18 protein-coding genes are annotated in these 20,659 nt (G+C 44.1%); 7 read left to right on the top strand and 11 right to left on the bottom strand.

Annotation, left to right across the window (positions count from 1 at the left end; genetic code table 11):
* Positions 1 to 104: 104 nt before the first annotated feature.
* Positions 105 to 731 (top strand): cytochrome c oxidase subunit 3, encoded by a 627-nt coding sequence (locus Q1B04_RS07180; protein WP_299757375.1) that lies wholly within the window; start codon positions 105 to 107, stop codon positions 729 to 731.
* A gap of 106 nt (positions 732 to 837) precedes the next feature.
* Here the strand turns inward: Q1B04_RS07180 and Q1B04_RS07175 are convergent, their stop codons facing one another.
* Positions 838 to 3,387: a gliding motility-associated C-terminal domain-containing protein gene (locus Q1B04_RS07175; protein WP_299757372.1), complete on the bottom strand. Its 2,550-nt coding sequence runs from the start codon at positions 3,385 to 3,387 to the stop codon at positions 838 to 840.
* Positions 3,388 to 3,511: 124 nt separating this feature from the next.
* Positions 3,512 to 4,219, bottom strand: a complete 708-nt coding sequence (locus tag Q1B04_RS07170; RefSeq protein ID WP_299757370.1) for a hypothetical protein — start codon at positions 4,217 to 4,219, stop codon at positions 3,512 to 3,514.
* Positions 4,220 to 4,290: 71 nt separating this feature from the next.
* On the opposite strand from Q1B04_RS07170, the gene Q1B04_RS07165 reads away from it, so the two are divergent.
* Entirely contained in the window at positions 4,291 to 4,758 is a 468-nt protein-coding gene (locus tag Q1B04_RS07165) for a hypothetical protein (RefSeq protein ID WP_299757367.1), read from the top strand.
* Between the two features lie 125 nt (positions 4,759 to 4,883).
* Here Q1B04_RS07165 and Q1B04_RS07160 read toward each other — a convergent pair whose 3' ends face one another.
* The gene (locus Q1B04_RS07160) at positions 4,884 to 5,315 is read right to left on the bottom strand and encodes a DUF2147 domain-containing protein (RefSeq protein ID WP_299757365.1); all 432 of its coding nucleotides are present in this window, start codon (positions 5,313 to 5,315) and stop codon (positions 4,884 to 4,886) included.
* Positions 5,316 to 6,394: 1,079 nt separating this feature from the next.
* The gene (locus Q1B04_RS07155) at positions 6,395 to 6,979 is read right to left on the bottom strand and encodes a C40 family peptidase (RefSeq protein WP_299757363.1); all 585 of its coding nucleotides are present in this window, start codon (positions 6,977 to 6,979) and stop codon (positions 6,395 to 6,397) included.
* A gap of 269 nt (positions 6,980 to 7,248) precedes the next feature.
* Between Q1B04_RS07155 and Q1B04_RS07150 the strand changes: the two genes are divergently transcribed.
* Positions 7,249 to 7,668: a hypothetical protein gene (locus Q1B04_RS07150; RefSeq protein ID WP_299757360.1), complete on the top strand. Its 420-nt coding sequence runs from the start codon at positions 7,249 to 7,251 to the stop codon at positions 7,666 to 7,668.
* A gap of 98 nt (positions 7,669 to 7,766) precedes the next feature.
* Positions 7,767 to 9,575 carry a PDZ domain-containing protein gene (locus tag Q1B04_RS07145; RefSeq protein ID WP_299757357.1) on the top strand — a complete coding sequence of 603 codons (1,809 nt, stop codon included), beginning with the start codon at positions 7,767 to 7,769 and terminating at the stop codon, positions 9,573 to 9,575.
* Between the two features lie 74 nt (positions 9,576 to 9,649).
* Here Q1B04_RS07145 and Q1B04_RS07140 read toward each other — a convergent pair whose 3' ends face one another.
* The gene (locus Q1B04_RS07140; RefSeq protein ID WP_299757354.1) at positions 9,650 to 10,378 is read right to left on the bottom strand and encodes an SIMPL domain-containing protein; all 729 of its coding nucleotides are present in this window, start codon (positions 10,376 to 10,378) and stop codon (positions 9,650 to 9,652) included.
* Positions 10,379 to 10,571: 193 nt separating this feature from the next.
* Here Q1B04_RS07140 and Q1B04_RS07135 point away from each other — a divergent pair, with 193 nt between their 5' ends.
* On the top strand, positions 10,572 to 11,018 hold the full coding sequence (locus tag Q1B04_RS07135) for a hypothetical protein (RefSeq protein WP_299757351.1): 447 nt from the start codon (positions 10,572 to 10,574) through the stop codon (positions 11,016 to 11,018).
* Between the two features lie 28 nt (positions 11,019 to 11,046).
* Here the strand turns inward: Q1B04_RS07135 and Q1B04_RS07130 are convergent, their stop codons facing one another.
* On the bottom strand, positions 11,047 to 12,471 hold the full coding sequence (locus Q1B04_RS07130) for a Glu/Leu/Phe/Val dehydrogenase (RefSeq protein WP_299757348.1): 1,425 nt from the start codon (positions 12,469 to 12,471) through the stop codon (positions 11,047 to 11,049).
* Positions 12,472 to 12,782: 311 nt separating this feature from the next.
* On the opposite strand from Q1B04_RS07130, the gene Q1B04_RS07125 reads away from it, so the two are divergent.
* A complete protein-coding gene (locus Q1B04_RS07125; protein WP_299757346.1) occupies positions 12,783 to 13,265 on the top strand; it encodes a hypothetical protein in 483 nt (160 codons plus the stop codon).
* An 85-nt stretch (positions 13,266 to 13,350) separates the two neighbouring features.
* Here Q1B04_RS07125 and Q1B04_RS07120 read toward each other — a convergent pair whose 3' ends face one another.
* Complete coding sequence (locus Q1B04_RS07120) at positions 13,351 to 13,950, bottom strand: FKBP-type peptidyl-prolyl cis-trans isomerase (protein ID WP_299757343.1); 600 nt, start codon at positions 13,948 to 13,950, stop codon at positions 13,351 to 13,353.
* A 222-nt stretch (positions 13,951 to 14,172) separates the two neighbouring features.
* Complete coding sequence (locus Q1B04_RS07115) at positions 14,173 to 14,304, bottom strand: hypothetical protein (protein WP_299757340.1); 132 nt, start codon at positions 14,302 to 14,304, stop codon at positions 14,173 to 14,175.
* Positions 14,305 to 14,847: 543 nt separating this feature from the next.
* Between Q1B04_RS07115 and Q1B04_RS07110 the strand changes: the two genes are divergently transcribed.
* A complete protein-coding gene (locus tag Q1B04_RS07110) occupies positions 14,848 to 16,404 on the top strand; it encodes an FMN-binding glutamate synthase family protein (RefSeq protein ID WP_299757338.1) in 1,557 nt (518 codons plus the stop codon).
* A 138-nt stretch (positions 16,405 to 16,542) separates the two neighbouring features.
* Here Q1B04_RS07110 and Q1B04_RS07105 read toward each other — a convergent pair whose 3' ends face one another.
* The 3 genes from Q1B04_RS07105 to Q1B04_RS07095 form a co-directional block, all read right to left on the bottom strand.
* Positions 16,543 to 16,704, bottom strand: coding sequence for a hypothetical protein (locus Q1B04_RS07105; protein WP_299757336.1), 162 nt, complete (start codon positions 16,702 to 16,704; stop codon positions 16,543 to 16,545).
* A 132-nt stretch (positions 16,705 to 16,836) separates the two neighbouring features.
* A complete protein-coding gene (locus tag Q1B04_RS07100) occupies positions 16,837 to 20,223 on the bottom strand; it encodes a methylmalonyl-CoA mutase family protein (protein ID WP_299757333.1) in 3,387 nt (1,128 codons plus the stop codon).
* Between the two features lie 240 nt (positions 20,224 to 20,463).
* Positions 20,464 to 20,640 (bottom strand): hypothetical protein, encoded by a 177-nt coding sequence (locus Q1B04_RS07095; RefSeq protein ID WP_299757330.1) that lies wholly within the window; start codon positions 20,638 to 20,640, stop codon positions 20,464 to 20,466.
* Between the last annotated feature and the right edge of the window lie 19 nt (positions 20,641 to 20,659).

The following is a 20,659-nucleotide window of genomic DNA, read 5'->3' as shown; positions in this document are numbered from 1 at the left end:
AAACTATAACATGGCTGTAAAAGTATAAAATACTACACATAAATACGTGCAACAAGTAAGTATAGCGACGCCCGCTTTCATAGCACAGGATAACGGAGCAGAGGATGAATCAGGATAAGAAAAATCAAGTTAACCCCAAACAACGGTCAGCCTTTAAGCGGATTGAGAGGATGCATCCGATCAGGATGTTGCTTTACCTGAGTATGGTTGGCATCGGGGTGCTTTTTTTTGTACTGGTTGTAGCTTTTGCCCGTACGGGAGGCTTTCCGCAGGGCCAGTTTGAGCTGCCGAAATTCTTTAGTATTAGTACTATTATACTTCTGTTCAGCAGTTATACAATTTCTAAGGTTGCTCGGTTTTACAAGCAGGAGAAGTTAAAGAAGATGGCGCGCTACCTGGGGGCGACTCTTGGCTTGGGTGTACTGTTTATTGGAGCGCAGCTGATTGGCTGGAATGAGATGACGAAGACGGGGGTGTACTTTACTGGCAAATCCTCAGGCACCTACCTATACTTGATTTCAGCTTTGCACATTCTGCACCTGCTTGGTGGTATCATTTTTCTTTCGTTTATGGTGTTCAAAACAATGTATGTCAACAGCGATGCCGTTCGCAGCCTTGTCTTTATCCGTGACCCTTTCCGAAGACTGCAGTTATCCATGCTTAACAGCTACTGGCATTTCCTAGATTTTCTGTGGCTAGGCCTATACTTGGTGCTGTTGTTTATTGCTTAATACTAGAGGTGTTACAAGCAGGCTGTAAAGTTTTTAAAAGAGAAATCATAAAGTAAGCTATAAGCAAAGATCCCCGCCTAGAATTAGGCGGGGATCTTTGCTTATTTTATCTCACTATGGTTACGCTGCCTTTATAGGAGGTGGTTCCGTAATCAATCACATAAAAGTATACGCCGTCGTTAACCTCTTTACCGTCCCATTTAAAGCTACTGTCGGTGCTCCGGTATACTTCACGGCCCCATCGGTTATAAATACGAATGCTGTTGAAAGTGGCGGTGCAGAACTCGGGCGGCAATCCTGGTATCAGGAAGAAATCATTTTTGCCGTCGCCGTTTGGTGTAAAGATGTTTGAGGGGATATAATCAGCCACTTTAGGAGCTTCAACTTTAAACTCCATAGTCAGGCGCTGTGGTTTTGGATCGCAGGCATCTTCCCGAAGTATAAAGTTTACCCGCAGCATTTCCTGCTCGGTGGCAGGGCAGTTGGCTATCCAAGTAAATTTGCCTTTTGCTTCACCGGAACCTCCTGTGGCTGTAAACTGCATCCCATAATCTTCTATCGAAAAGCCTTCCCCTTCAGCGCTCATGATCAGGTTGTCCAAGTCAAGATCCAGACCATCAAAATTAGCCTCAAATGCATCATTCAGCTTTAAGTCAAAGGTATAAGTAGTTTGGTCAGACGTAAGCGTAGGAGCATTGTTTGGTGCTTTTATAACAAACTCCAGCGTCAGTTCTTTATTTGGTGAGGAGGCGCATGCATCTTCTGCCAAATCAAATTTTACCACCAGGTTCTCTTCTCGAAAAGCCTCACAGGTTGGTGTCCAGGTAAACACCCCGTCTGCAGCGCCGGCTCCATTGGTGCTGCTAAACTGCATGCCGTATTCCTCCAAAGTGCGGCCTTCTATACTTGCAGTAAGCATAAGCATATCTAGGTCTTTGTCGCGCCCGAAAATATTGGCGGTAAATGGTTTTCCTATTTCCAATTCTATGGTTTTAACCTGCTGATCTGAACTGATGGTAGGCTCATTATTATTAGAAATAGTGCGCACTTCAATTATCTCAGTCCGTATTTTTTCCTCGTTACAGCCCTTGCTTTTCACTGTAAAATTTAAAGTATAACTTGCTCTCTTAACGGTTTCACAAGTAATATCCCAAGTGAAGGGAGAACTGACGCGACCAGTACCATTTTTATTTTCAAAAAAGATCTGTTCGGTGCCAATATCGAAATCCTGACCTGTTGCTGATAAAAATACTTCATCCTCGTCCGGGTCCAAGCCTAACACATCAAAATTTAGCTGATCGCCCTCCCGGACTTCGAATACGCGCCTGTTGGTGGAAAGTGATAAAGCTGGCGGTGCATCCAACACAGGATCAATCACAAAGCTTACCCGTATAGTATCTTGGCGGGGCAGGCTGCAGCCATCATCTTTAACAATAAAATCCATCATGTATACTTTGCCATCGGTATCAAAGCACTCGTCAAAACATACAGTGGCACTAAGTGTATCTTGTCGGCCACCTTGGTTAATTAACCCTTTGGTGGCACCTGTAAATGTAAAGCTACTGCCAGAGAAGTTGACCGGCCGCGCACGTAATTCTATATATTCACGCATGTCCGGGTCAGTGAATAGCACGTTGAGGCATCGCTCTGTATCTGTAGAGCTGATTCGTACAACTTGCCCTTCCTGGTAAAGGCTCTTATTCCCTTTTTCCTGTGCTACCACCTGAGGGGTTTGGTTTCTAGGGCAATCCAAGACCAGCACCTGAAAGTCCCTACGCACTTCTCCCAGCTTTACTCCATCTCTAAACTCCTGCACACGAATACCGAACACAAATAATCCTTTCTGAGCCGGGCGCATAGTCAGTAACCCAGATGTGCGGTCAATGTCTATAGCGGGTGAGCCCTGAATCTGGTTACTTACGCCATAACCTGGCAGCCACTGAATAGGCGTGTAAGGAGATGACCTTGGGTTAGTTATGTAACTTACCGGATACGTCAGGTTATAATAAGCAGGCATGGCTGGTGTGGTATAGCCGTTTAAAGGCGTTACCATGTCATAAACCAACGAATCGCCATCAGGGTCTGAACCGTTAAACTCAAAGTAAAATAGCTCATCTACACAGGCATAGTCGCTTAGGGGCGGAAAGAGGATAGGAGAGGAGTTCTGAAAAAACTGCCCGCTTTTAACTACAGGGGGAAATTCCATATAAAATACCTGAGCGGCATCTTGTGGCCTTACAATGTTGTTGATCGTGTAGTTTCGGCAGCAACGCTCCCAGGTAACGTAGTATCCCTCAGGCTCGTTGTAAATATTGGGGTCAAGGTAAATGTTTGCAGAATAGATTAATTTGTCTGTAACCAACTCGCCTACGGTACAGTCAATATTAGTGTAAGGCACTCTGGAACTGCTGGCAGAATTAAGTGTTACACGGCCTATGTTTCTGTTTGTTGCTTTGCTAAAAATATTTATAGACACAAAGCCGTCACGTGCACCTGGGCTGCCATTAACAACATCAAAGTACAAGTTAAGGTTAAGTTTGTAATTATACCCGCTAATGTATTGCATCTCAAACTCACCACCCACAATGTGTGTAGCCTTGGCGCTAGCTAAAGTGATGCACAACAGGAAGACAAGGAGAAGTAAACGTTTAAGCATAGGCATACTCAAGAAGTTATAATAAATATCTGACTTAAATATAACTCTATCTGCGGATATTTAATACATAATCTTCAATGATTATACTATGCTTCAGGTAAGGCTGTTGTTGTAACTGTAAAGTTTATTTTAAATACTGCTCTTTTGGCTGGAGTGTAAGCTCCAGTAATTCATCGAAAGGTAAAGGCTTAGAGAAATAAGCGTCGTTATAGCTGTTAGTGGCAAAGCGAATATAGCCAGGTAGTTTATTTACCTTAATATAATCTAGCAGGATATTGCCGTACAGTTGGTTGCATAAACTGGAATCAGGTAAATCAGAGGCAGGAGGGGTTAAAAGGAGCTTTTCTGCTTGCTCTGTATAGCGCTCATGGCGAATTTTTAGTTTGCTGGCGCTGTGCAATTTGTAGCCTTGCTGCTGCACCCGATCTTTCAGCAAGTCGAATAAAAAGTTAAAATTATCTGCGCCTATACTTGGCTCGTAGAAAAGCAACGCACCTTTCACGCTATCTTCCGATATTACCTGTACTCTAAGTTGAGCAGGCATTCCAGCTCTCTGGTAATGGTAGGCTTTAAAAAAAGGACCTGTCCAATTCAGGTAAGTCTGGGCAGACACCCAGGCTTGGTATGCTTTCAAAAACTTGGCTGAGCGTGAAATAGTGCTACAGGTTATTAAGTTCTTTTTAAAGCTCAACAATTGCTTGAAAAAATCGTTAAATGGCATCTGATAATTTACCTGATAAACATACATTGCTCCAAATAGTTTACCAGTTGTGCCTCCGGTTTTACTTGCTTGGGCGATAATACTAACAAAAAAACTTTTACTAACTATCAACCGTCAGCTGCGTGACAATTGACAGGCAAAATATGAGCTAACTGTGCCGCTGCTGCCAAATTTGATGCCTAATGGAAATATTAACACAAGAACTCGAAACAAAGAAGCGCTTGCTGCAGGAAAGCAATAAGCTGCTTAATGCGCAAATCAGTGCCGCTAAAGCCGCCATGGATGAGGCACAGGAGAGCGCAAACGACCACCAAGGTGCTATGGAAGACAAGTTTGAGTCTTACAGAGAGAACTGCCATATTCAGCGAGACATGTATGCCAGGCAGCTGGATGAGTTGATAACCACACGAAGCGTGCTAAGCCGAATTAACGCAACAAAAGCAAACCACGATGTTTCGCTTGGGGCAGTGGTGCACACAGAGCTGCAAAATTATTTTATAGGTGTTAGCCTGGGAGAGATTAAACTAGATGGAGAATCATACTTTGCTATATCAGGCATGTCGCCACTTTTCAAAGCAATGGTAGGTAAATCTTCCGGAGAAACGTTTGAATTTAGGGACAAAAGCTATAAGATATTGCAAGTATCTTAGAATATATCTTTTTTATTTAAATATGAATAACCCAGATGGCTGAAATTGAGTTAATAGGCTGGTAAAGGGTTAATAAAAAAGGGTTAGCAGCATTGCTAACCCTTTTGCTTTATACTTACAGAAGACTAGTTTACGCGTGTCCAGTTTTGCGTACGGCCTATCAAAGAAATCCCTATATAGCCTTTCACTTCCATTTTATCCTTGCCAGTCATTTTCATGTAGCAGGAGTAAGTTTTACCACTTTCTGGGTCGTAGATCGTGCCCTCATCCCATTTATTGTCGCCTTCGTATTCAAAACCTTCCATAAAGCGCATTCCCTGAAGCTGTCTGCTGCGTAGCTTTTTGTCAGGGTTGTTATCATCCATTTTAGGTTTGCCGTTTCGCAGAGGCTCTTTCAGCTCCACAATCTTGCCGCAGAGCTTATCGCCACACTTGTAAATTTCGAATCTGGCTTTGCCTTCTTCATTTGTCCAGACGCCTACCGGAGACATTTTTTGCGCCCAAGCGCCCGAGGCGAATAGCATTAGCACTAACAGAGTTAAAAGGTGTTTTTTCATGAGAGTTGGGTTGATTGTTTGCAATGTAATTTATAAAAAATTAATTGATATTTCTTCTTATTCAAATTTCGAGCCTTATTTCAAATATTTTTCAAATCTAAGTTTTTAAAGCTGCTTTTGGAGAATTAAACAAAGTTGTAAGCTATAATTTTGTAAGTCAATAAGTTGTGCAAACAGTGCTTTAACCCCAAGTTAGGTTGTTCAAGTACTGTTTAAGATTAAGGTAAAGTAGTGCAAGAAATTGCGGAAACATTGTGAACTTTTAACCGTTTTTTTATCTTTATACACAAGTGAGTGGCGAGTGCCACGGCCATTAAGTACAAAGTGAGCTTTAAAAAAGCAGCAGCGGCTTAAGGGTTATGTCGGACTAAAGAGAAAGGAGGTGCTATGTCTAATCCATCGGTCGTCTTAGTAAGCCAAGGTAACAATGTTCACGTAAAAGGTGAGCTGGCTTAGTAAGCAGTACTAGCTACTGCTTACGCAGATAGCGATTTACCTTTGGTCTTCTTACAAGATGGTAAACTGAAAAACAGGGCGCCGCTTACTGAGAAATTGAAGGATTCCTGAAACACCTGATGTACTTTGACGGGCTACATCAGGTGTTTCTTTTTTATATGCTTTTGTTACAAATCGTCTTTATAAATGTTGTTGTTCCGCATTCGACGTTCTTGTACAAAAGTGCCAACATAAACAACTACTGCCATAAAGCAGCTTAAGCACATGAGCAGCAGTAGTATATGGTGAAGGTTCCACTCAAATACCTCAGGTTCTATTTGCCAGATAATAACTAAGCCAGCCAGCAGAGTAAGCGCTGTTACCGTATTAAAAACAAACCGGTTGTGCTTGCGCAGATGATAGGTACAGGCTAATAATAAAATTCCTACAAAAGGAGCTACCAGAGCCGTTGGCGGTTTAGCCGGGTTCCCAAAGTATAACAGTAAGCCAGCTATAATAAGCACCAGCGCATTAACAGTATTTATAATGTAAGGATGTACCATAGCAGTGTGTTTTGCTTTAAAGGGCCGTTGCAGCCCTGCGATGGTTGTGTGTACGTGAAAACGTAGAAGTGTTATACTTGCTTACAACACCCGGCGAATTTCCAGGAACCGCACCTCATAGCCACTGCCTTCTACCTGGCTGATTTTCACACCACCGTTAGAAGATGAGTGCACAAACTCTATTGTGTCGTTTGGCTGCGAGATGACAATACCCACATGACCGGGTTCACGCACCTGCGGATTTGTGCCAGTAAAAATCACTAAATCTCCGGGCTGGGCTTCATGGCGAAGCACCTGTTTGCCTTCTTCGGATTGCATACGAGAGGAGTGAGGGAGGCTGACATCATACTTATCATACACATGCGTGATAAAGCCGGAGCAGTCAAAACCATCAGGCGTTTCACCTGCCCATATATAAGGAGTTCCCATTAAACTCAAGGCATACTCAACCAACTCAGAGTCTGTACCCGAAGATGCTTCCATGCCTGAAGTTTCAGTTGTAGGGTAAGAAGGTTTGCTGATGTCAGTAACTGAAGCGGGAGAATAGTCAACATTATGTACTTCAGCAGTTGATGTGGCAGGATGGGCAAAGTGTTGCGGCACAAACACAAACAGCAGCACAAGCAGAATAATAGGCGATATAACGAATAGCAAGGTCTTCTTCATAGTATAGGTTTTAGTTTAGCAATTACTGGTATAGTGAAAACTTCATGCCAATTATCACTTATATTTGATTTAACTCTCACATTGAGTTTTATTTAATAGCTAAAACATACAGTAATAGATTAAAAGTTCTACCACTTAATTTTCTGCATTAAAAGGTAAAATAAGATCATTCACAAAGTAGAGTATCCAAAAAAGCCATCATAGAAGTATAATAATAATGTAAATAAATATCAAAATGATACCTTTATGTATTCATTACATTTTATTAGATGAAACTTTACAAAGCAAGTTCTTTGGAGATAACTGTTGATCAGGCCCAAAAGCGACTTTATCTGCGTTGCCTGCTTAAATTGAGTTCAAAAGAATTCAGGGAAGGATTAGTGGAGGCATTGGGTTGTGCTGAAATGTTTCAGATAAAACATTGGCTTCTGGACTTAAGAGAAATTGGAGAGCTCAATGAAAGTGAGGAGGAGTGGCTGCAGCGTTACCTTTTCCCTTGTATGATGGCTAAACTCGGTGTAGGCAATTATATCGCTCTTGTGTTGTCGGAGAAGTGTTATCAGGCTTTGCTGCAGGAGGCGGGGAAGTTTGGCTTGGAGAGCTATAATGAAGTTATTATAATGAAAAACTTTTATGAGGTGCCGGATGCGGTTAACTGGCTCAATTCTAAGGCTCCACACCTCGCTTAAAGTTGCAGTGGTAACATCGGGTGTAAGGGCATTGATTTTGAAAAGCACGGTATTTGTTGTAAAATGCCTGTTAAATAGAAATCATTCCTTATACTAACATGCTCAAAAACAACCGATTTAAACTTTCACTTTTAGTATTTCTGTTCTTAAGTATAGGAAACGTGGCCTCAGCCCTGGCTGAAGAGCTGCGTTACACCCTTTCCATGCCCGAGCCGCATACCCATTATTTTGAGGTAGAAGCAGAGCTGAGCGGAGCCCGCAAAAGCTATATTGACTTCACGATGCCTGTTTGGGCACCGGGATCTTATCTGGTGCGCGAATTCGCTAAAAACGTTGAAGGGTTTGAGGCCACAGACGGCAACGGAAAATCACTGCGCAGCGAGAAGATTGACAAGAACACCTGGCGCGTTCACAGTAATAAAGCCAATACTGTTCGTGCTAAGTATGATGTTTACGCCTATGAGATGAGTGTACGCACCAGTTTTTTAGATGCCTCTCATGGGTATGTAAACGGCACCAGTATTTTTATGTATCCGGAAGGCTATCAGGATCTAAAGGGTACGTTAGCTGTAGAGCCTTTCAAAGGCTGGGATAAAGTGTCTACCGGGTTAAAAAGCACGGGCAAGTATACTTTTAGCTTCCCTAATTACGATATTCTGGCTGATTCACCTCTGGAAATCGGCACCCACGAAGTATATAAGTTTACGGCTGCAGGCGTTCCGCACGAGTTGGCAATGTATGGCGGCGGAAATTACGATCCGAAGCAACTAATGTCAGACATGACTAAAGTAATAGACGAGGCCGTAAAGCTGATGGGTGAGCTGCCTGTAGACCGTTATGTGTTTATTGTGCACAACCTGGAGCGCGGCGGCGGCGGCTTAGAGCACCTGAACTCAACTACACTGCAAACCTCCCGCTGGAACTACGGCACAGAGGCAGGATACAATGGCTTTTTAAGCTTAGTGGCGCACGAGTATTTTCACCTTTGGAATGTAAAACGCCTTCGTCCTGAGCCGCTAGGCCCTTTCGATTACAACGCTGAAAATTACACTCGCTTGCTTTGGGTATCTGAGGGTATAACAAGCTATTATGATGACCTGTTAGTGCGCAGAGCTGGTTTTACATCTCCGGACAGATATTTAGGAGTTGTTTCCGGAAGTATAAACTCAGTGGAAAACACACCCGGAAACAAAGTACAGCCAGTGGCGGAGTCCAGCTTTGATGCATGGATTAAATATTACCGCCGCAACGAGAACTCCAGTAACGCAGAGGTGTCTTATTATACCAAAGGCGGTGTGCTTGGGCATCTACTGAATATGGAAATTATGGAGGCTACTAAAGGCGAGAAAAGCCTGGATGATGTGATGCGCTTTATGTATGAGCGCTTCTATAAAAAGCTGAATCGTGGTTTTACAGAGGCCGAATTTAAAGAAGCAATTGAAAAAGTTTCAGGACGTAAAATGGATGAGTTTTTCCAAAATTATGTGCACGGAACAGCAAGCCCAGATTATAACAAATATTTTGATGCAGCCGGTCTTAAACTGGTTAACACCAACGAAGGCAACAATGCTATTAACTGGGGAGCATCTACTTATTCGTCGGGTGGTAAACTGGTTGTGCGTGGCATAAGCCGTGGCAGCAGCGCCTGGGAGGGTGGCTTAAACGTGAACGATGAGATCATCGCTATAAATGATTATCGTGCTGGTGATGACCTGGAGCGTTTCGTTGCAAGTATGAATGTGGGTGATACGGCTGATGTTCTGATTGCCCGCGATGGTAAATTGCAGACGCTGAAAGTGAAAATGCTTCCAGATAGTAGTGTTCGTTATCAGTTTATTCAGGTTGATAATCCCTCTAATACACAACAGAAAATATACAATAAGTGGCTAAGCATCAGCAATAGCTAAGTATAAAAGTATAAAAACAGCAAAGGCCGGAGCTCAAACTCCGGCCTTTGCTGTTTTAGGAGGTATTAATATGTTTAGTCTAACCTGAAGGAAGCACTCACGACAGCCGTAATTTCTTTCTCTATGGAAGATGCGTCGTTAATGCCATAATCGGAAATCATGTTAGAGTTTACAGGTGTTATTTGGATTACACCCATGCGTGCATTTGTGATAGCACCCAGGTCGCTGCCGGTAGCTTCGGCTATTTTCTCTGCCCGTTGGAGGGCGTCTTTTGCAGCATCAGCTTGGATCTCAACTTTAAGGTCGGCCAGTTTGGTATAATAATACTCCGGAGACATAACGTTGATGTTTATGCCTTTGCTTACCAGCGAAGTCATGTCCAGCGAAACGGATTTTATTTTCTGCACATCCTGAGATGTCACCTGAATCATCTGGTTGGCTATATAGCGGTTAACACGGTTGGTACTATAGCCTTGTTCCGTGACTTCGTATATAGGGTTTAAATTGATTGTGTTCAGGTCAACAGATGAATCATCAAAGCCCTGCTCCTTCAGATACTGTAACACCATGGGGCGCTGCTCCTGCAGGAGCAGGTAAGCAGCATCAGCAGTAGGCGCCTCCGCTTGAATATTGCTCCGGAGTATGCCGAGGTCAGATGTAATCTCTTTTTTAGCTGAGCCGGTTACATTGATGGTTTGGTTTGCCTGGTCTCTGAACCGGAAAATCTGCGACAGCAAAAAGGCGCTAATTACTAAGCTTACGCCAAGTACTACAAAAGGAAGCAGGAGGCTGTTTCTGTTCATATCTTAAATACGAAAATACGTGTAGTGAAGCTATCTCTCTATCAATTTGTATTTTATGTTTCTGCTGTAAATATCCTTATGTTTATACATAAACAAGGTTCTTTTACAAATGCGTCTATCGCCAAACTGTAAGTGCTTGTTTATTAATTTATAGCTATGTAAATTTCGATTATATAATGCGCTATTTAGATCTATGGTGATATTCGAAAACCCAGGCGTTAATATTACTTATCAGCAACAGGAGCAGCTTTTGCTGATAAGCTGGCTAAAGAAACCAGATATGGTTCTCCTGAAAGAGGCATATTATCACGCCCTTCAATTTGTTTGTGAACACCTGCAAACATACTACTTCTGCACCGACCAGACCTTAATCGGCCCGCTTGACAGAGAGCAGGAGAATTGGCTGATTCAGGAGTTTTATCCTAAAGTGTATGACTGCATTAAAGATGAAACGTATGCCGCTGTCGTGTTTAATACTACGCACTTCCAGGCCATTGTTACCAATTATCAGGCATCAGCAATTATGCCTCAGCAGCACTTTATACAGTTTAACTACTTCACGAAGTTACAGGAGGCTAAACAGTGGCTTTTGGACGTAAAAAAAGGCCAGTTCGCGGCGTTAAATCCATCCATAAACTGACCTAATACTTTGCCTCTGTTGGGCTTAATCAAGGAAATATGCCAAGTAGCTGATAGCTTACCCCGATCTTCTCGATAGCGGCCAGAAATGCTGCAGAGCGTAAGCCTGGCGTATTGTTTTGCACCATCACCTCTCTTATTTCATGGTAAGCATTAATCATGGTGTCCTCCAGCCCAGAACGCACCAAACTAATTTCGTCTGAGCCCTGTGTCAGAAAAGCGCGCTCCGTGGAGCTCATACTTTTACCTGAGCTTGTTTCGATAGCATTTACCAATCTTCTGTAACTGGCTTCCTCCGCTCGTTTGCCCATCCGGCCAAATCGCACGTTCGACAGGTTTTTCAGCCATTCGAAGTATGATACTGTAACTCCACCGGCATTCAAGTATAAATCAGGCAAAATAACGATGCCGTTTTTAATCAAAATGTCTTCCGCTTCACGGGTAACAGGGCCATTGGCGCCTTCTGCTATAATTTTAGCTTTTACGCGTCCCGCATTACCGCTATGAATCACGTTTTCGAGGGCTGCAGGTAATAGAATGTCGCATTCCAGTTCCAGCATCTCCTCAGAATTCTCGTAGTTCTTACAGTTCTGAAAGTTAAGTATAGAGCCGTTCTCGCTGCGGTGCTTGAAAGCCTCTTTAATGTCAATTCCGTTTTCGTTATAGATTCCTCCTTCGCGTTCTGCAATGCCGGTAATAATGGCACCATCCTGTTGGCAAAAGAAAGCAGCGTGGTAGCCTACATTTCCTAAGCCCTGCACTATAATTCGCTTGCCTTCCATGGTGTTGCCGTCCAGTCCTTTTCCTTTCAGCATTTCTGTGTCAGCCAACAGCTCGCGCAGGCCAAAGTAAATACCTAAACCTGTTGCTTCAGCACGGCCCCTAATACCACCCTGGCCAACAGGCTTGCCTGTAACACAACCTAATGCGTTGGTCTCACCATACTTCAGTGCCTGATAAGTGTCGGCAATCCAAGCCATTTCTCTGCTGCCCGTACCATAATCAGGTGCAGGTACATCCATGCCCGGGCCTATCAGGTTCTTTTTTATAAGTTCGGCTGCATACCTGCGCGTTACTTTCTCCAGCGTCTTTACAGAACTGGTTCTCGGATTTATCTTTACACCTCCTTTAGCACCTCCGAAGGGAACATCAACCACCGCGCATTTAAACGTCATCAAAGTAGCCAGTGCCTTTACTTCCTCCTCATCAACTTGCATGCTAAACCGGATACCGCCCTTAGATGGAAGTTTGTGATGGCTGTGCTGTACCCGTATTCCTTCTATCACCTCAATCTTGCCTTCAATTTCTACCGGAAACGATACTTTATATACACTATTTGTTGCTTTGATCTGTGCCAGTATGCCGGGGCTGAGTTTGGAAAAACTGGCGGCGTGATCGAAATACTGATGGACACTGTCTAAGAATTTTTTGCCTTCGTTAGGTGTATTTGCCATACAAGTTTTCTTTTTAAGGTATGATAGTTAGATGGTTTTAGAACGGCTAAAGTAACTATTTGTTTACTTATAGCTTATTTTGGTACATTCAATCTACTCCTAATTATTGGTAATGAATGAATTGCAATGCCAAACTGTAAGATAATATTATAAATTTTATATATTAATTATAATATAGTTGCTTTTGAACTTAAAAATAAGCAAATTTACCATGCTATCATCATAAAATATCCCTGAAGTAAAAGTATGGGTTAAATTCTATTCATACAGCTGTATACATTATCAAACTTAATAATATTAACCATAGAGGCATGGCAAAAACTGTAGAAGTTTATACTTCCCGATTCATTTTACCTGAAGAAACAATACAGTTGCTGAAGACTGATAAGTTAAGTGTTAAGTATTTGAAACAAGAAGAAACGCTCGAAATTTGCTGGGAAGGAGATGTAACCTCTGATGAGTTTAAGTATGGCTACACGCAGATAATAGAGCATGTCAAAGCCTTTAAACCTGTAAAATGGCAGCTGAATGTGCAGAACAGGCAATCGCTCAGGAGGGCGGATCAGCGCTGGGTGTTTGAGTATGTATTTCCGGAGGTTCTTAAGATTGTAAATGATGACGTGTTTGTAGCTGTGGTTGTGCCAGTTTCTTCCATATACAATTTGGTAGGGGAGCTAGACGGTGATGAGTTGATGACGGGGGAGAACTTTCTGATTATGCAGCATTTTATGTACCCAGAAGAAGCGCAGCGTTGGCTGAATGAAATGTGCCTGATTAAGTACGGTGTTAATTGAGCCAATATAATCAATGCCTTAAAGTATAAAAGCCCGCACTTACTAAAGTGCGGGCTTTTATACTTTAAGGCTGCTTTGCAGATTATTATTTTACTTGCAGTAGCTCTACATCAAATATTAGCGCAGAGTTTGGTCCAATTACGTCACCGGCACCTTGGGCACCGTAAGCCAGTTCAGCCGGAATGAAAAGTCTCCATTTAGAGCCTTCTTTCATTTGCTGTAATGCTTCCGTCCAGCCTGCTATTACGCCGTTTACCGGGAAAGTGGCAGGCTGTCCGCGCTCGTAAGATGAGTCAAATGTAGTGCCGTCAATCAGCGTGCCGTGGTAATGTGTTGTTACTGTGTCTGTAGCAGAAGGCGATTTGCCTGAGCCTTCCTGCAGCACCATGTACTGTAGGCCGCTTGGCAATGTCTTAATACCCTCTTTATTTTTGTTTTCAGCCAAAAACTGCTCTCCAGCCTGCTGGTTAGAGGAGCCGGCAGCATTCTGCTTCTGTGCCATTTCCTGCTGAAGCGCCATCATTGCCTCCTGCACTTCCTGCTGCGATAAGCTAGAGGCGGTACCAGCTTGCACATCTTTTAAGCCTTTCATAAAAGATTCGGCTTCAACTTCGATGCCTTGCTTTTTCAGGTTAGTAGCCATGTCGCGGCCAATGATGTAGCTGATTTTTTCTTTTAAATCCATAGTGTGTGGTTGTGCACCCTCAGGTGCGGTTTAATATGATCGTTTAGCTCAACAGAGCTTGTAGTACAAAGTTACCAATTTTAAGCCCTAAGACAAAGTTTAGGTAGGTTGGCCTACTGGAGGCTCTAAGTTTAACGGGAGTTGTTACTTAAAATTGGGAATATAGCCTGAACAGAAAGGCTACCTCTTAGGAGAAGCAGCCTTTGCATTATATAACGTTACTTATAGGTACAGATGATAATCTTCATCTGTCATGTCAATATTGATGTCTGCAGGAGCTAACCATTTTTTTACAAAAAGCGCTACTGAAGTGCCCAGCAAAAGCACAGACGATATGGATGCGAACTGTCTCATAAGCAGTAAGGAGGTAAAGGGTTTGACTTGGTTTTAAAACGCGTTTCTGATGCTAAGGTTGCTATCTTATGTAACTTATACTTTACCATGATGTTAAACTTATGTAAGCATCCATTTCAGGTACTAAAGTAGTGCCAAGAAGCAGGTGTGAATAATAGTAAGCTGACTTAAAGGTGTACTAAGGATATATGTTTTGCCGCTAATCTGCCGGAATAGGTTGGAGTAAAATATACATGAAAGTTTAGCTGGCTTTTATCAATAAGTTTCGCATAACTTTGCACCCGGATACACGATATGCAACCGCAGCAACTATATAGCAATTTAAATTTTACTTGCTCTCTTCGCGCAGGTATGGTTTCGGCTTCGCACCATGTTTCGCAGTGCGATAAACTGAGCGGTTATTGTCTCCACTTTTATACCACTCCTAAAGACTTTAGCTAATCTTTCCAGAGTTGTTGGCTACGTTTAGCTCCGGCAGTTCTGGTGTTACATCCCCAAGGCTTTCTAAAGTATAAAAATCCGTCATACATTTTAATCAGTTATATGGCTACAACTGTTAGCGTCAGGCGCACGTTTTCGTACGCCTTTGCAAGTGCTTACCTTGTTACGCTTTTCCTATCTATTTTCGACCGGCAGATGCTCTGGTTGGTGCTGCTGCTTGTGCCGTTGCACCTGGTGTACCTGTACAACATTAGGCAGGCAAAGCACTCGCTGCTGCGTAACTATCCGCTGGTAGGCTATCTGCGTTACTTCTTCGAAAGTATCCGCCCCGAGTTTCGGCAGTATTTTTTTGAATCAGATACGGATGGCAAACCTTTTAGCCGGCGTCAAAGGTCCATCGTTTACCAGCGTGCTAAAAACGTTCGGCAGACAGTGCCTTTCGGTATGCACAGCAATAGCCTGGAGGTGGGTTATGAGTGGATAGCTCATACCATGTTTCCGGTGCATGTTAAAGTAGAGGACCTGCGTGTAACTGTTGGCAGCAGCCGGTGCAAGCAGCCCTACAATGCCAGCATCTACAATATTTCGGCTATGAGCTATGGCTCTTTAAGCAAAACTGCGGTTACGGCCTTAAGTGCTGGAGCTAAGTTAGGAGGGTTTGCCCACAATACCGGTGAAGGTGGTGTAAGCCCGTTCCATTTAGAAGGGGGTGGCGACCTGATTTGGCAAATTGGCACCGGCTACTTTGGGTGCCGCGATAAAATTGGCCAGTTTTCAGAGGAGCTTTTCCGGGAGCAGGTGGCTCATCCGCAGATAAAAATGGTAGAGGTGAAGCTTTCTCAAGGTGCCAAGCCCGGACACGGTGGTATACTTCCGGCGGCTAAAAACACACCTGAAATTGCTGCCATCCGTAAAGTTGAGCCATTTACGACAGTGGCATCACCTCCTGCGCACGCTTCTTTCCATGATCAGTTTACCATGCTGCTCTTTATCGAGAAGCTTCGTGTGCTTTCTGAAGGTAAACCGGTAGGTATCAAACTCTGTATCGGTAATAAGCAGGAGTTTGAGCGCCTGTGCCAGGAAATGATGCACAACCGTATTTATCCTGACTTCATTACTATAGACGGGGCAGAGGGAGGTACTGGAGCTGCACCTCTTGAGTTTACTGACAGCCTGGGCATGCCTCTTTACGATGCGCTTGCCTTCGCTCAAAATACGCTCCACAAGTATGGTCTGCGTGAGGAGATAAAGCTAATTGCTGCCGGAAAGATTATTACAGGTGTTGACATTATCAAGGCCGTGTCGTTAGGGGCGGATATCTGCTACAGTGCCCGCGGAATGATGTTTGCTTTAGGCTGTATACAGGCGCTTCAGTGCGACTCTGGTCGTTGCCCGGTGGGAATTGCCACGCAGGATAAAAACCTGTATCAAGGACTTGATGTGGCTGATAAGCGCGTGCGCGTTGCTAATTTCCACGGAAATACTATCAAATCTACCATAGAAGTGATGGAGGCTTGCGGCTTTGACAGCGTAAGCAGCATTACTCCTGATAAGATTTTCCGCCGCGTGGAACAGGGCAAAAACATGAGCTTCAAGGAGCTGTATTTTTCTAAAAACCAGACTTCTAATAGCATCAGCCAAAACTATGTGTTAAATTAATATCTCTGCAGGAGCTTATCTTAAACTGCTGCAGAGATAGTAGCTTTTTTTAAAAGTGGTAACTGTAAATTAAAAGAGCCCGCTATACTTGGAGTATAGCGGGCTCTTTTAATTTAAGCTCAGAAGATGGTTTTAAATCTAAAGATAGTCGTCGCTAAGTTCATCATGGGTGTCAAACTCGAAATCATCTTCATCAAAACTGTTGTTAACGATCAGGTAGGCCGCTGTTCCTAAAACTGCTAGCGCCACTCCGAAAACCATCAATACTCTGGTAGCGGTTGGTTCCCTCATAATTTTCATGCTGTGCGAAACAAGTTTATACTTACGGTAGCTTTACACTATTGATTCCCAATAATATAAAATTATTGCAATAGAAGTGTGATAAAGGAAAAGCCGGACAATGAATCCGGCTTTTCCTTTATCAAATTAGTTTTACATATTTCTTCTATACTGTCCGCCTACTTCAAACAAGGCGTTTGTAATCTGGCCCAGTGAGCAGTATTTAACAGTGTCCATCATCTCTTCAAAGATGTTGCCGTTGTTAATGGCCATCTGCTGCAGTTTGGTAAGCATCTCTGCTGACTTGCTGGAATTACCTTCCTGAAGCATATGCACCATGTTTATCTGGTATTTCTTTTCCTCCTCAGTGGCACGAATAACCTCAGTTGGGATAACTGTTGGAGAGCCTTTTGAGGAAAGGAAAGTGTTAACGCCGATAATAGGGTATTCGCCAGTATGCTTCAGGGTTTCATAGTATAAACTCTCTTCCTGAATCTTTCCGCGCTGATACATAGTTTCCATGGCGCCCAATACGCCGCCACGCTCTGTAATGCGATCAAACTCGGTCAATACAGCTTCTTCCACTAAATCAGTCAGTTCCTCGATGATAAACGAACCTTGCAGCGGATTCTCATTTTTAGCCAAGCCAAGCTCTCGATTAATGATCAGCTGTATCGCCATGGCTCTGCGCACCGAAGCCTCAGTTGGCGTAGTAATCGCCTCGTCGTAAGCATTGGTATGCAGCGAGTTACAGTTGTCGTAAATGGCGTAAAGCGCTTGTAGCGTGGTGCGGATATCGTTAAAGTCGATTTCCTGCGCGTGCAGCGACCGCCCCGATGTCTGGATGTGGTACTTCAACATCTGCGAACGGGCATCAGCGCCATACTTGTGCTTCATGGCTTTGGACCAGATTCTACGCGCCACACGGCCAATTACGGCATACTCCGGATCAATACCGTTGGAGAAGAAGAAGCTCAGGTTTGGCGCAAACTTGTTGATGTCCATGCCTCGGCTCACGTAATACTCTACAAAAGTGAAGCCGTTTGCCAGCGTAAAGGCCAGCTGTGAGATTGGGTTGGCACCCGCCTCCGCAATATGGTAACCGGAAATAGAAACTGAGTAGAAGTTACGTACGCTCTTATCGATGAAGTATTGCTGTACATCGCCCATTAAACGCAGCGAGAATTCCGTTGAGAAAATACAGGTATTCTGCGCCTGGTCTTCTTTCAGAATATCTGCCTGCACCGTGCCACGAACGGCAGCCAAGGTGCGTGTTTTAATCGGTCCGTATACTTCGGCAGGCAGAACCTGGTCACCGGTAACGCCCAGTAGCATCAGGCCTAAACCATCGTTTCCTTCTGGCAAAGGACCTTGGTAGCTTGGTCTGGCAATACCTTTTTCCTTATAGATGGCTTCGATTTTGGCGTTTACTTCATCTTCCAGGCCATGCTCTTTAATGTATAATTCGCACTGCTGGTCGATAGCGGCGTTCATAAAGAAGCCCGTAAGTATGGCGGCCGGGCCGTTGATGGTCATGGAAACCGATGTTTTCGGGTCGGCCAGGTTAAAACCGGAGTATAGCTTTTTAGCATCATCCAGGCAGCAGATGCTTACACCTGAGTTGCCTATCTTACCGTAAATATCTGGTCTGTAATCCGGGTCTTCGCCATAAAGCGTTACAGAGTCAAAGGCCGTAGACAAACGCTTGGCTGGCATGCCAAGGCTAACGTAATGGAAACGACGGTTGGTACGCTCCGGCCCGCCCTCGCCGGCAAACATACGGGTAGGGTCTTCACCTTCGCGCTTGAACGGGAACACTCCTGCCGTGTAAGGAAACTCGCCCGGCACGTTCTCCTGCAGGTTCCACTTCAGCAAATCGCCCCAAGCCTCATAGCGTGGTGTAGAAACCTTAGGTATCTGTAGGTGCGAAAGCGACTCGGTATGTGTCTTTATCTTTAGCTCTTTATCACGAACTTTAAAGACATAGAACTCATTTTTGTACGCCTGAACCTTCTCTTTCCAGTTCTCCAGGATTTTCTTGTTCTGGCCATCCAGATTCAGTTCTACTTCAGCATATGCCTGCTCCAGTTGCTTCACCAAACGGTCTTTGTCCTCCACTTCTATACCTTGCACCGCCTCAATAGACTTTTTGATGCCGTATAGTTTCTGCGCTACTTCTGCCTGGTCGTTCGTCCACTTATCATAGTTGCGGATAGTCTCAGAAATTTCAGAAAGGTAACGTGTGCGGCTAGGAGGGATGATGAACACCTTCTCCGACATTTCCTTAGAAGTCTGAAGATTTGAAGCAAATGCTACACCTGTTTTTTCTGAAATAGTCGCCATAATGGCGCGGTACAACTGGTTCATGCCCGGATCGTTAAATTGCGAGGCAATGGTCCCGAATACCGGAATCTCCTCGTCATTGATATCCCAAAGCTGATGGTTGCGCTTATACTGCTTCTTCACATCGCGCAGAGCGTCCAGGGCGCCACGCTTATCGAATTTGTTTAGGGCAATTACATCGGCAAAGTCCAGCATGTCGATTTTCTCGAGCTGCGTAGCGGCACCATATTCTGGTGTCATCACATACAGGCTCATGTCGGAGTGCTCGATAATCTCGGTGTCGGACTGGCCAATACCAGAAGTCTCCAGTATAATCAGATCGAAATCAGCGGCCTTAACAATGTCCACGGCGTCCTGCACATACTTGCTAAGGGCCAGGTTACTTTGGCGGGTAGCCAGAGAGCGCATATACACACGTTCGTTGGAGATAGAGTTCATCCGGATTCTATCGCCGAGCAGCGCACCGCCTGTTTTTCGCTTCGACGGGTCAACTGATATAATGGCGATTTTCTTCTCCGGGAAGTCCATCAGAAAGCGACGTACCAGTTCATCAACTAAAGAAGATTTACCGGCTCCACCCGTACCTGTAATGCCGAGCACAGGCGTTTTAATATCCTTTGCCTGCTCTTTTACCTCGTTAAGTATAGCCCTTGCCTCATCCGGAAAGTTCTCTGCTGCTGATATCAGCCTGGCAATCGCTTTAGGATCTTTATCACGGAGGTGCTTTGCCTCGCCATTTAAGTCCTTACCGGTTGGGAAATCGCATTTTTCCAGCATATCGTTGATCATGCCCTGTAAGCCCATGGCGCGCCCGTCGTCAGGGGAGTAGATGCGGGAAATGCCGTATTCGTGAAGTTCCTCGATCTCGGTGGGAAGTATAACCCCGCCGCCGCCGCCGAAGATGCAGATGTGTCCGCAGCCACGCTCGCTGAGCAGGTCGTGCATGTATTTAAAATATTCTAGGTGCCCGCCCTGGTAGGAGGTAATGGCAATGGCCTGCGCATCTTCCTGCACGGCGCAATCCACTATTTCCTGTACTGAGCGGTTATGTCCTAAATGAATTACTTCTGCACCCGAGGCCTGAATAATACGACGCATAATGTTAATGGAAGCGTCGTGACCATCGAATAGAGAGGCGGCTGTAACAATACGGATATGGTTGACAGGCTTATAAGGCTCTACTTTAGTAAGTTGCATACTTATATTAACAGGTTTTTTCCAGATTTGATGCGAATATACTCATTTTGTAGCACAATTGCTGTAGCAGTACGCCCTGCCGGCATCAGAAGCAGGCGGTGCTCAGTTACCTGACTTTACGGTAATCAGAAGTGTACAGAGGGAGCAAAAAGCCTGAGGCGATGATAAATTTAAAAGGTATTTATAATAGCAGCTTACATTTGTACCTGATAACAATCTGAATGTAAGCTTAACCAAACTTTATAGTTTCTTAGACCGGATGGCATTGTAAAGTATAGGACTGAAGAAGCTGAGGTTCTCTAAGATGCAGGTCATATTATAAAATTTCTCAGGGTCAATTTCCTGATTCTCAGCCATTGCTTCCAATATTGCGTCCAGGCTCTCCTGAAACACACTTCCAAATTCTTCTTTTGTCATCTCTCTGGGTTAGTTTTCT

Origin of the sequence: uncultured Pontibacter sp., assembly GCF_947495565.1 — a bacterium.
GTDB lineage: Bacteria > Bacteroidota > Bacteroidia > Cytophagales > Hymenobacteraceae > Pontibacter.
Note: the sequence above shows the minus strand (reverse complement) of the source record. Positions and strands in the feature narration are given on the sequence as shown.

Bases quoted from the DNA above. Each gene is read 5' to 3' on its own strand.
- Q1B04_RS07150 (WP_299757360.1), top strand. From the start codon at position 7,249: ATGAAACTTTACAAAGCAAGTTCTTTGGAGATAACTGTTGATCAGGCC.
- Q1B04_RS07115 (WP_299757340.1), bottom strand. From the start codon at position 14,304: ATGAGACAGTTCGCATCCATATCGTCTGTGCTTTTGCTGGGCACTTCA.
- Q1B04_RS07175 (WP_299757372.1), bottom strand. From the start codon at position 3,387: ATGCTTAAACGTTTACTTCTCCTTGTCTTCCTGTTGTGCATCACTTTA.
- Q1B04_RS07135 (WP_299757351.1), top strand. From the start codon at position 10,572: ATGGTGATATTCGAAAACCCAGGCGTTAATATTACTTATCAGCAACAG.
- Q1B04_RS07100 (WP_299757333.1), bottom strand. From the start codon at position 20,223: ATGCAACTTACTAAAGTAGAGCCTTATAAGCCTGTCAACCATATCCGT.
- Q1B04_RS07160 (WP_299757365.1), bottom strand. From the start codon at position 5,315: ATGAAAAAACACCTTTTAACTCTGTTAGTGCTAATGCTATTCGCCTCG.
- Q1B04_RS07125 (WP_299757346.1), top strand. From the start codon at position 12,783: ATGGCAAAAACTGTAGAAGTTTATACTTCCCGATTCATTTTACCTGAA.
- Q1B04_RS07165 (WP_299757367.1), top strand. From the start codon at position 4,291: ATGGAAATATTAACACAAGAACTCGAAACAAAGAAGCGCTTGCTGCAG.
- Q1B04_RS07140 (WP_299757354.1), bottom strand. From the start codon at position 10,378: ATGAACAGAAACAGCCTCCTGCTTCCTTTTGTAGTACTTGGCGTAAGC.
- Q1B04_RS07105 (WP_299757336.1), bottom strand. From the start codon at position 16,704: ATGAAAATTATGAGGGAACCAACCGCTACCAGAGTATTGATGGTTTTC.
- Q1B04_RS07155 (WP_299757363.1), bottom strand. From the start codon at position 6,979: ATGAAGAAGACCTTGCTATTCGTTATATCGCCTATTATTCTGCTTGTG.
- Q1B04_RS07145 (WP_299757357.1), top strand. From the start codon at position 7,767: ATGCTCAAAAACAACCGATTTAAACTTTCACTTTTAGTATTTCTGTTC.
- Q1B04_RS07120 (WP_299757343.1), bottom strand. From the start codon at position 13,950: ATGGATTTAAAAGAAAAAATCAGCTACATCATTGGCCGCGACATGGCT.
- Q1B04_RS07095 (WP_299757330.1), bottom strand. From the start codon at position 20,640: ATGACAAAAGAAGAATTTGGAAGTGTGTTTCAGGAGAGCCTGGACGCA.
- Q1B04_RS07130 (WP_299757348.1), bottom strand. From the start codon at position 12,471: ATGGCAAATACACCTAACGAAGGCAAAAAATTCTTAGACAGTGTCCAT.
- Q1B04_RS07110 (WP_299757338.1), top strand. From the start codon at position 14,848: ATGGCTACAACTGTTAGCGTCAGGCGCACGTTTTCGTACGCCTTTGCA.
- Q1B04_RS07180 (WP_299757375.1), top strand. From the start codon at position 105: ATGAATCAGGATAAGAAAAATCAAGTTAACCCCAAACAACGGTCAGCC.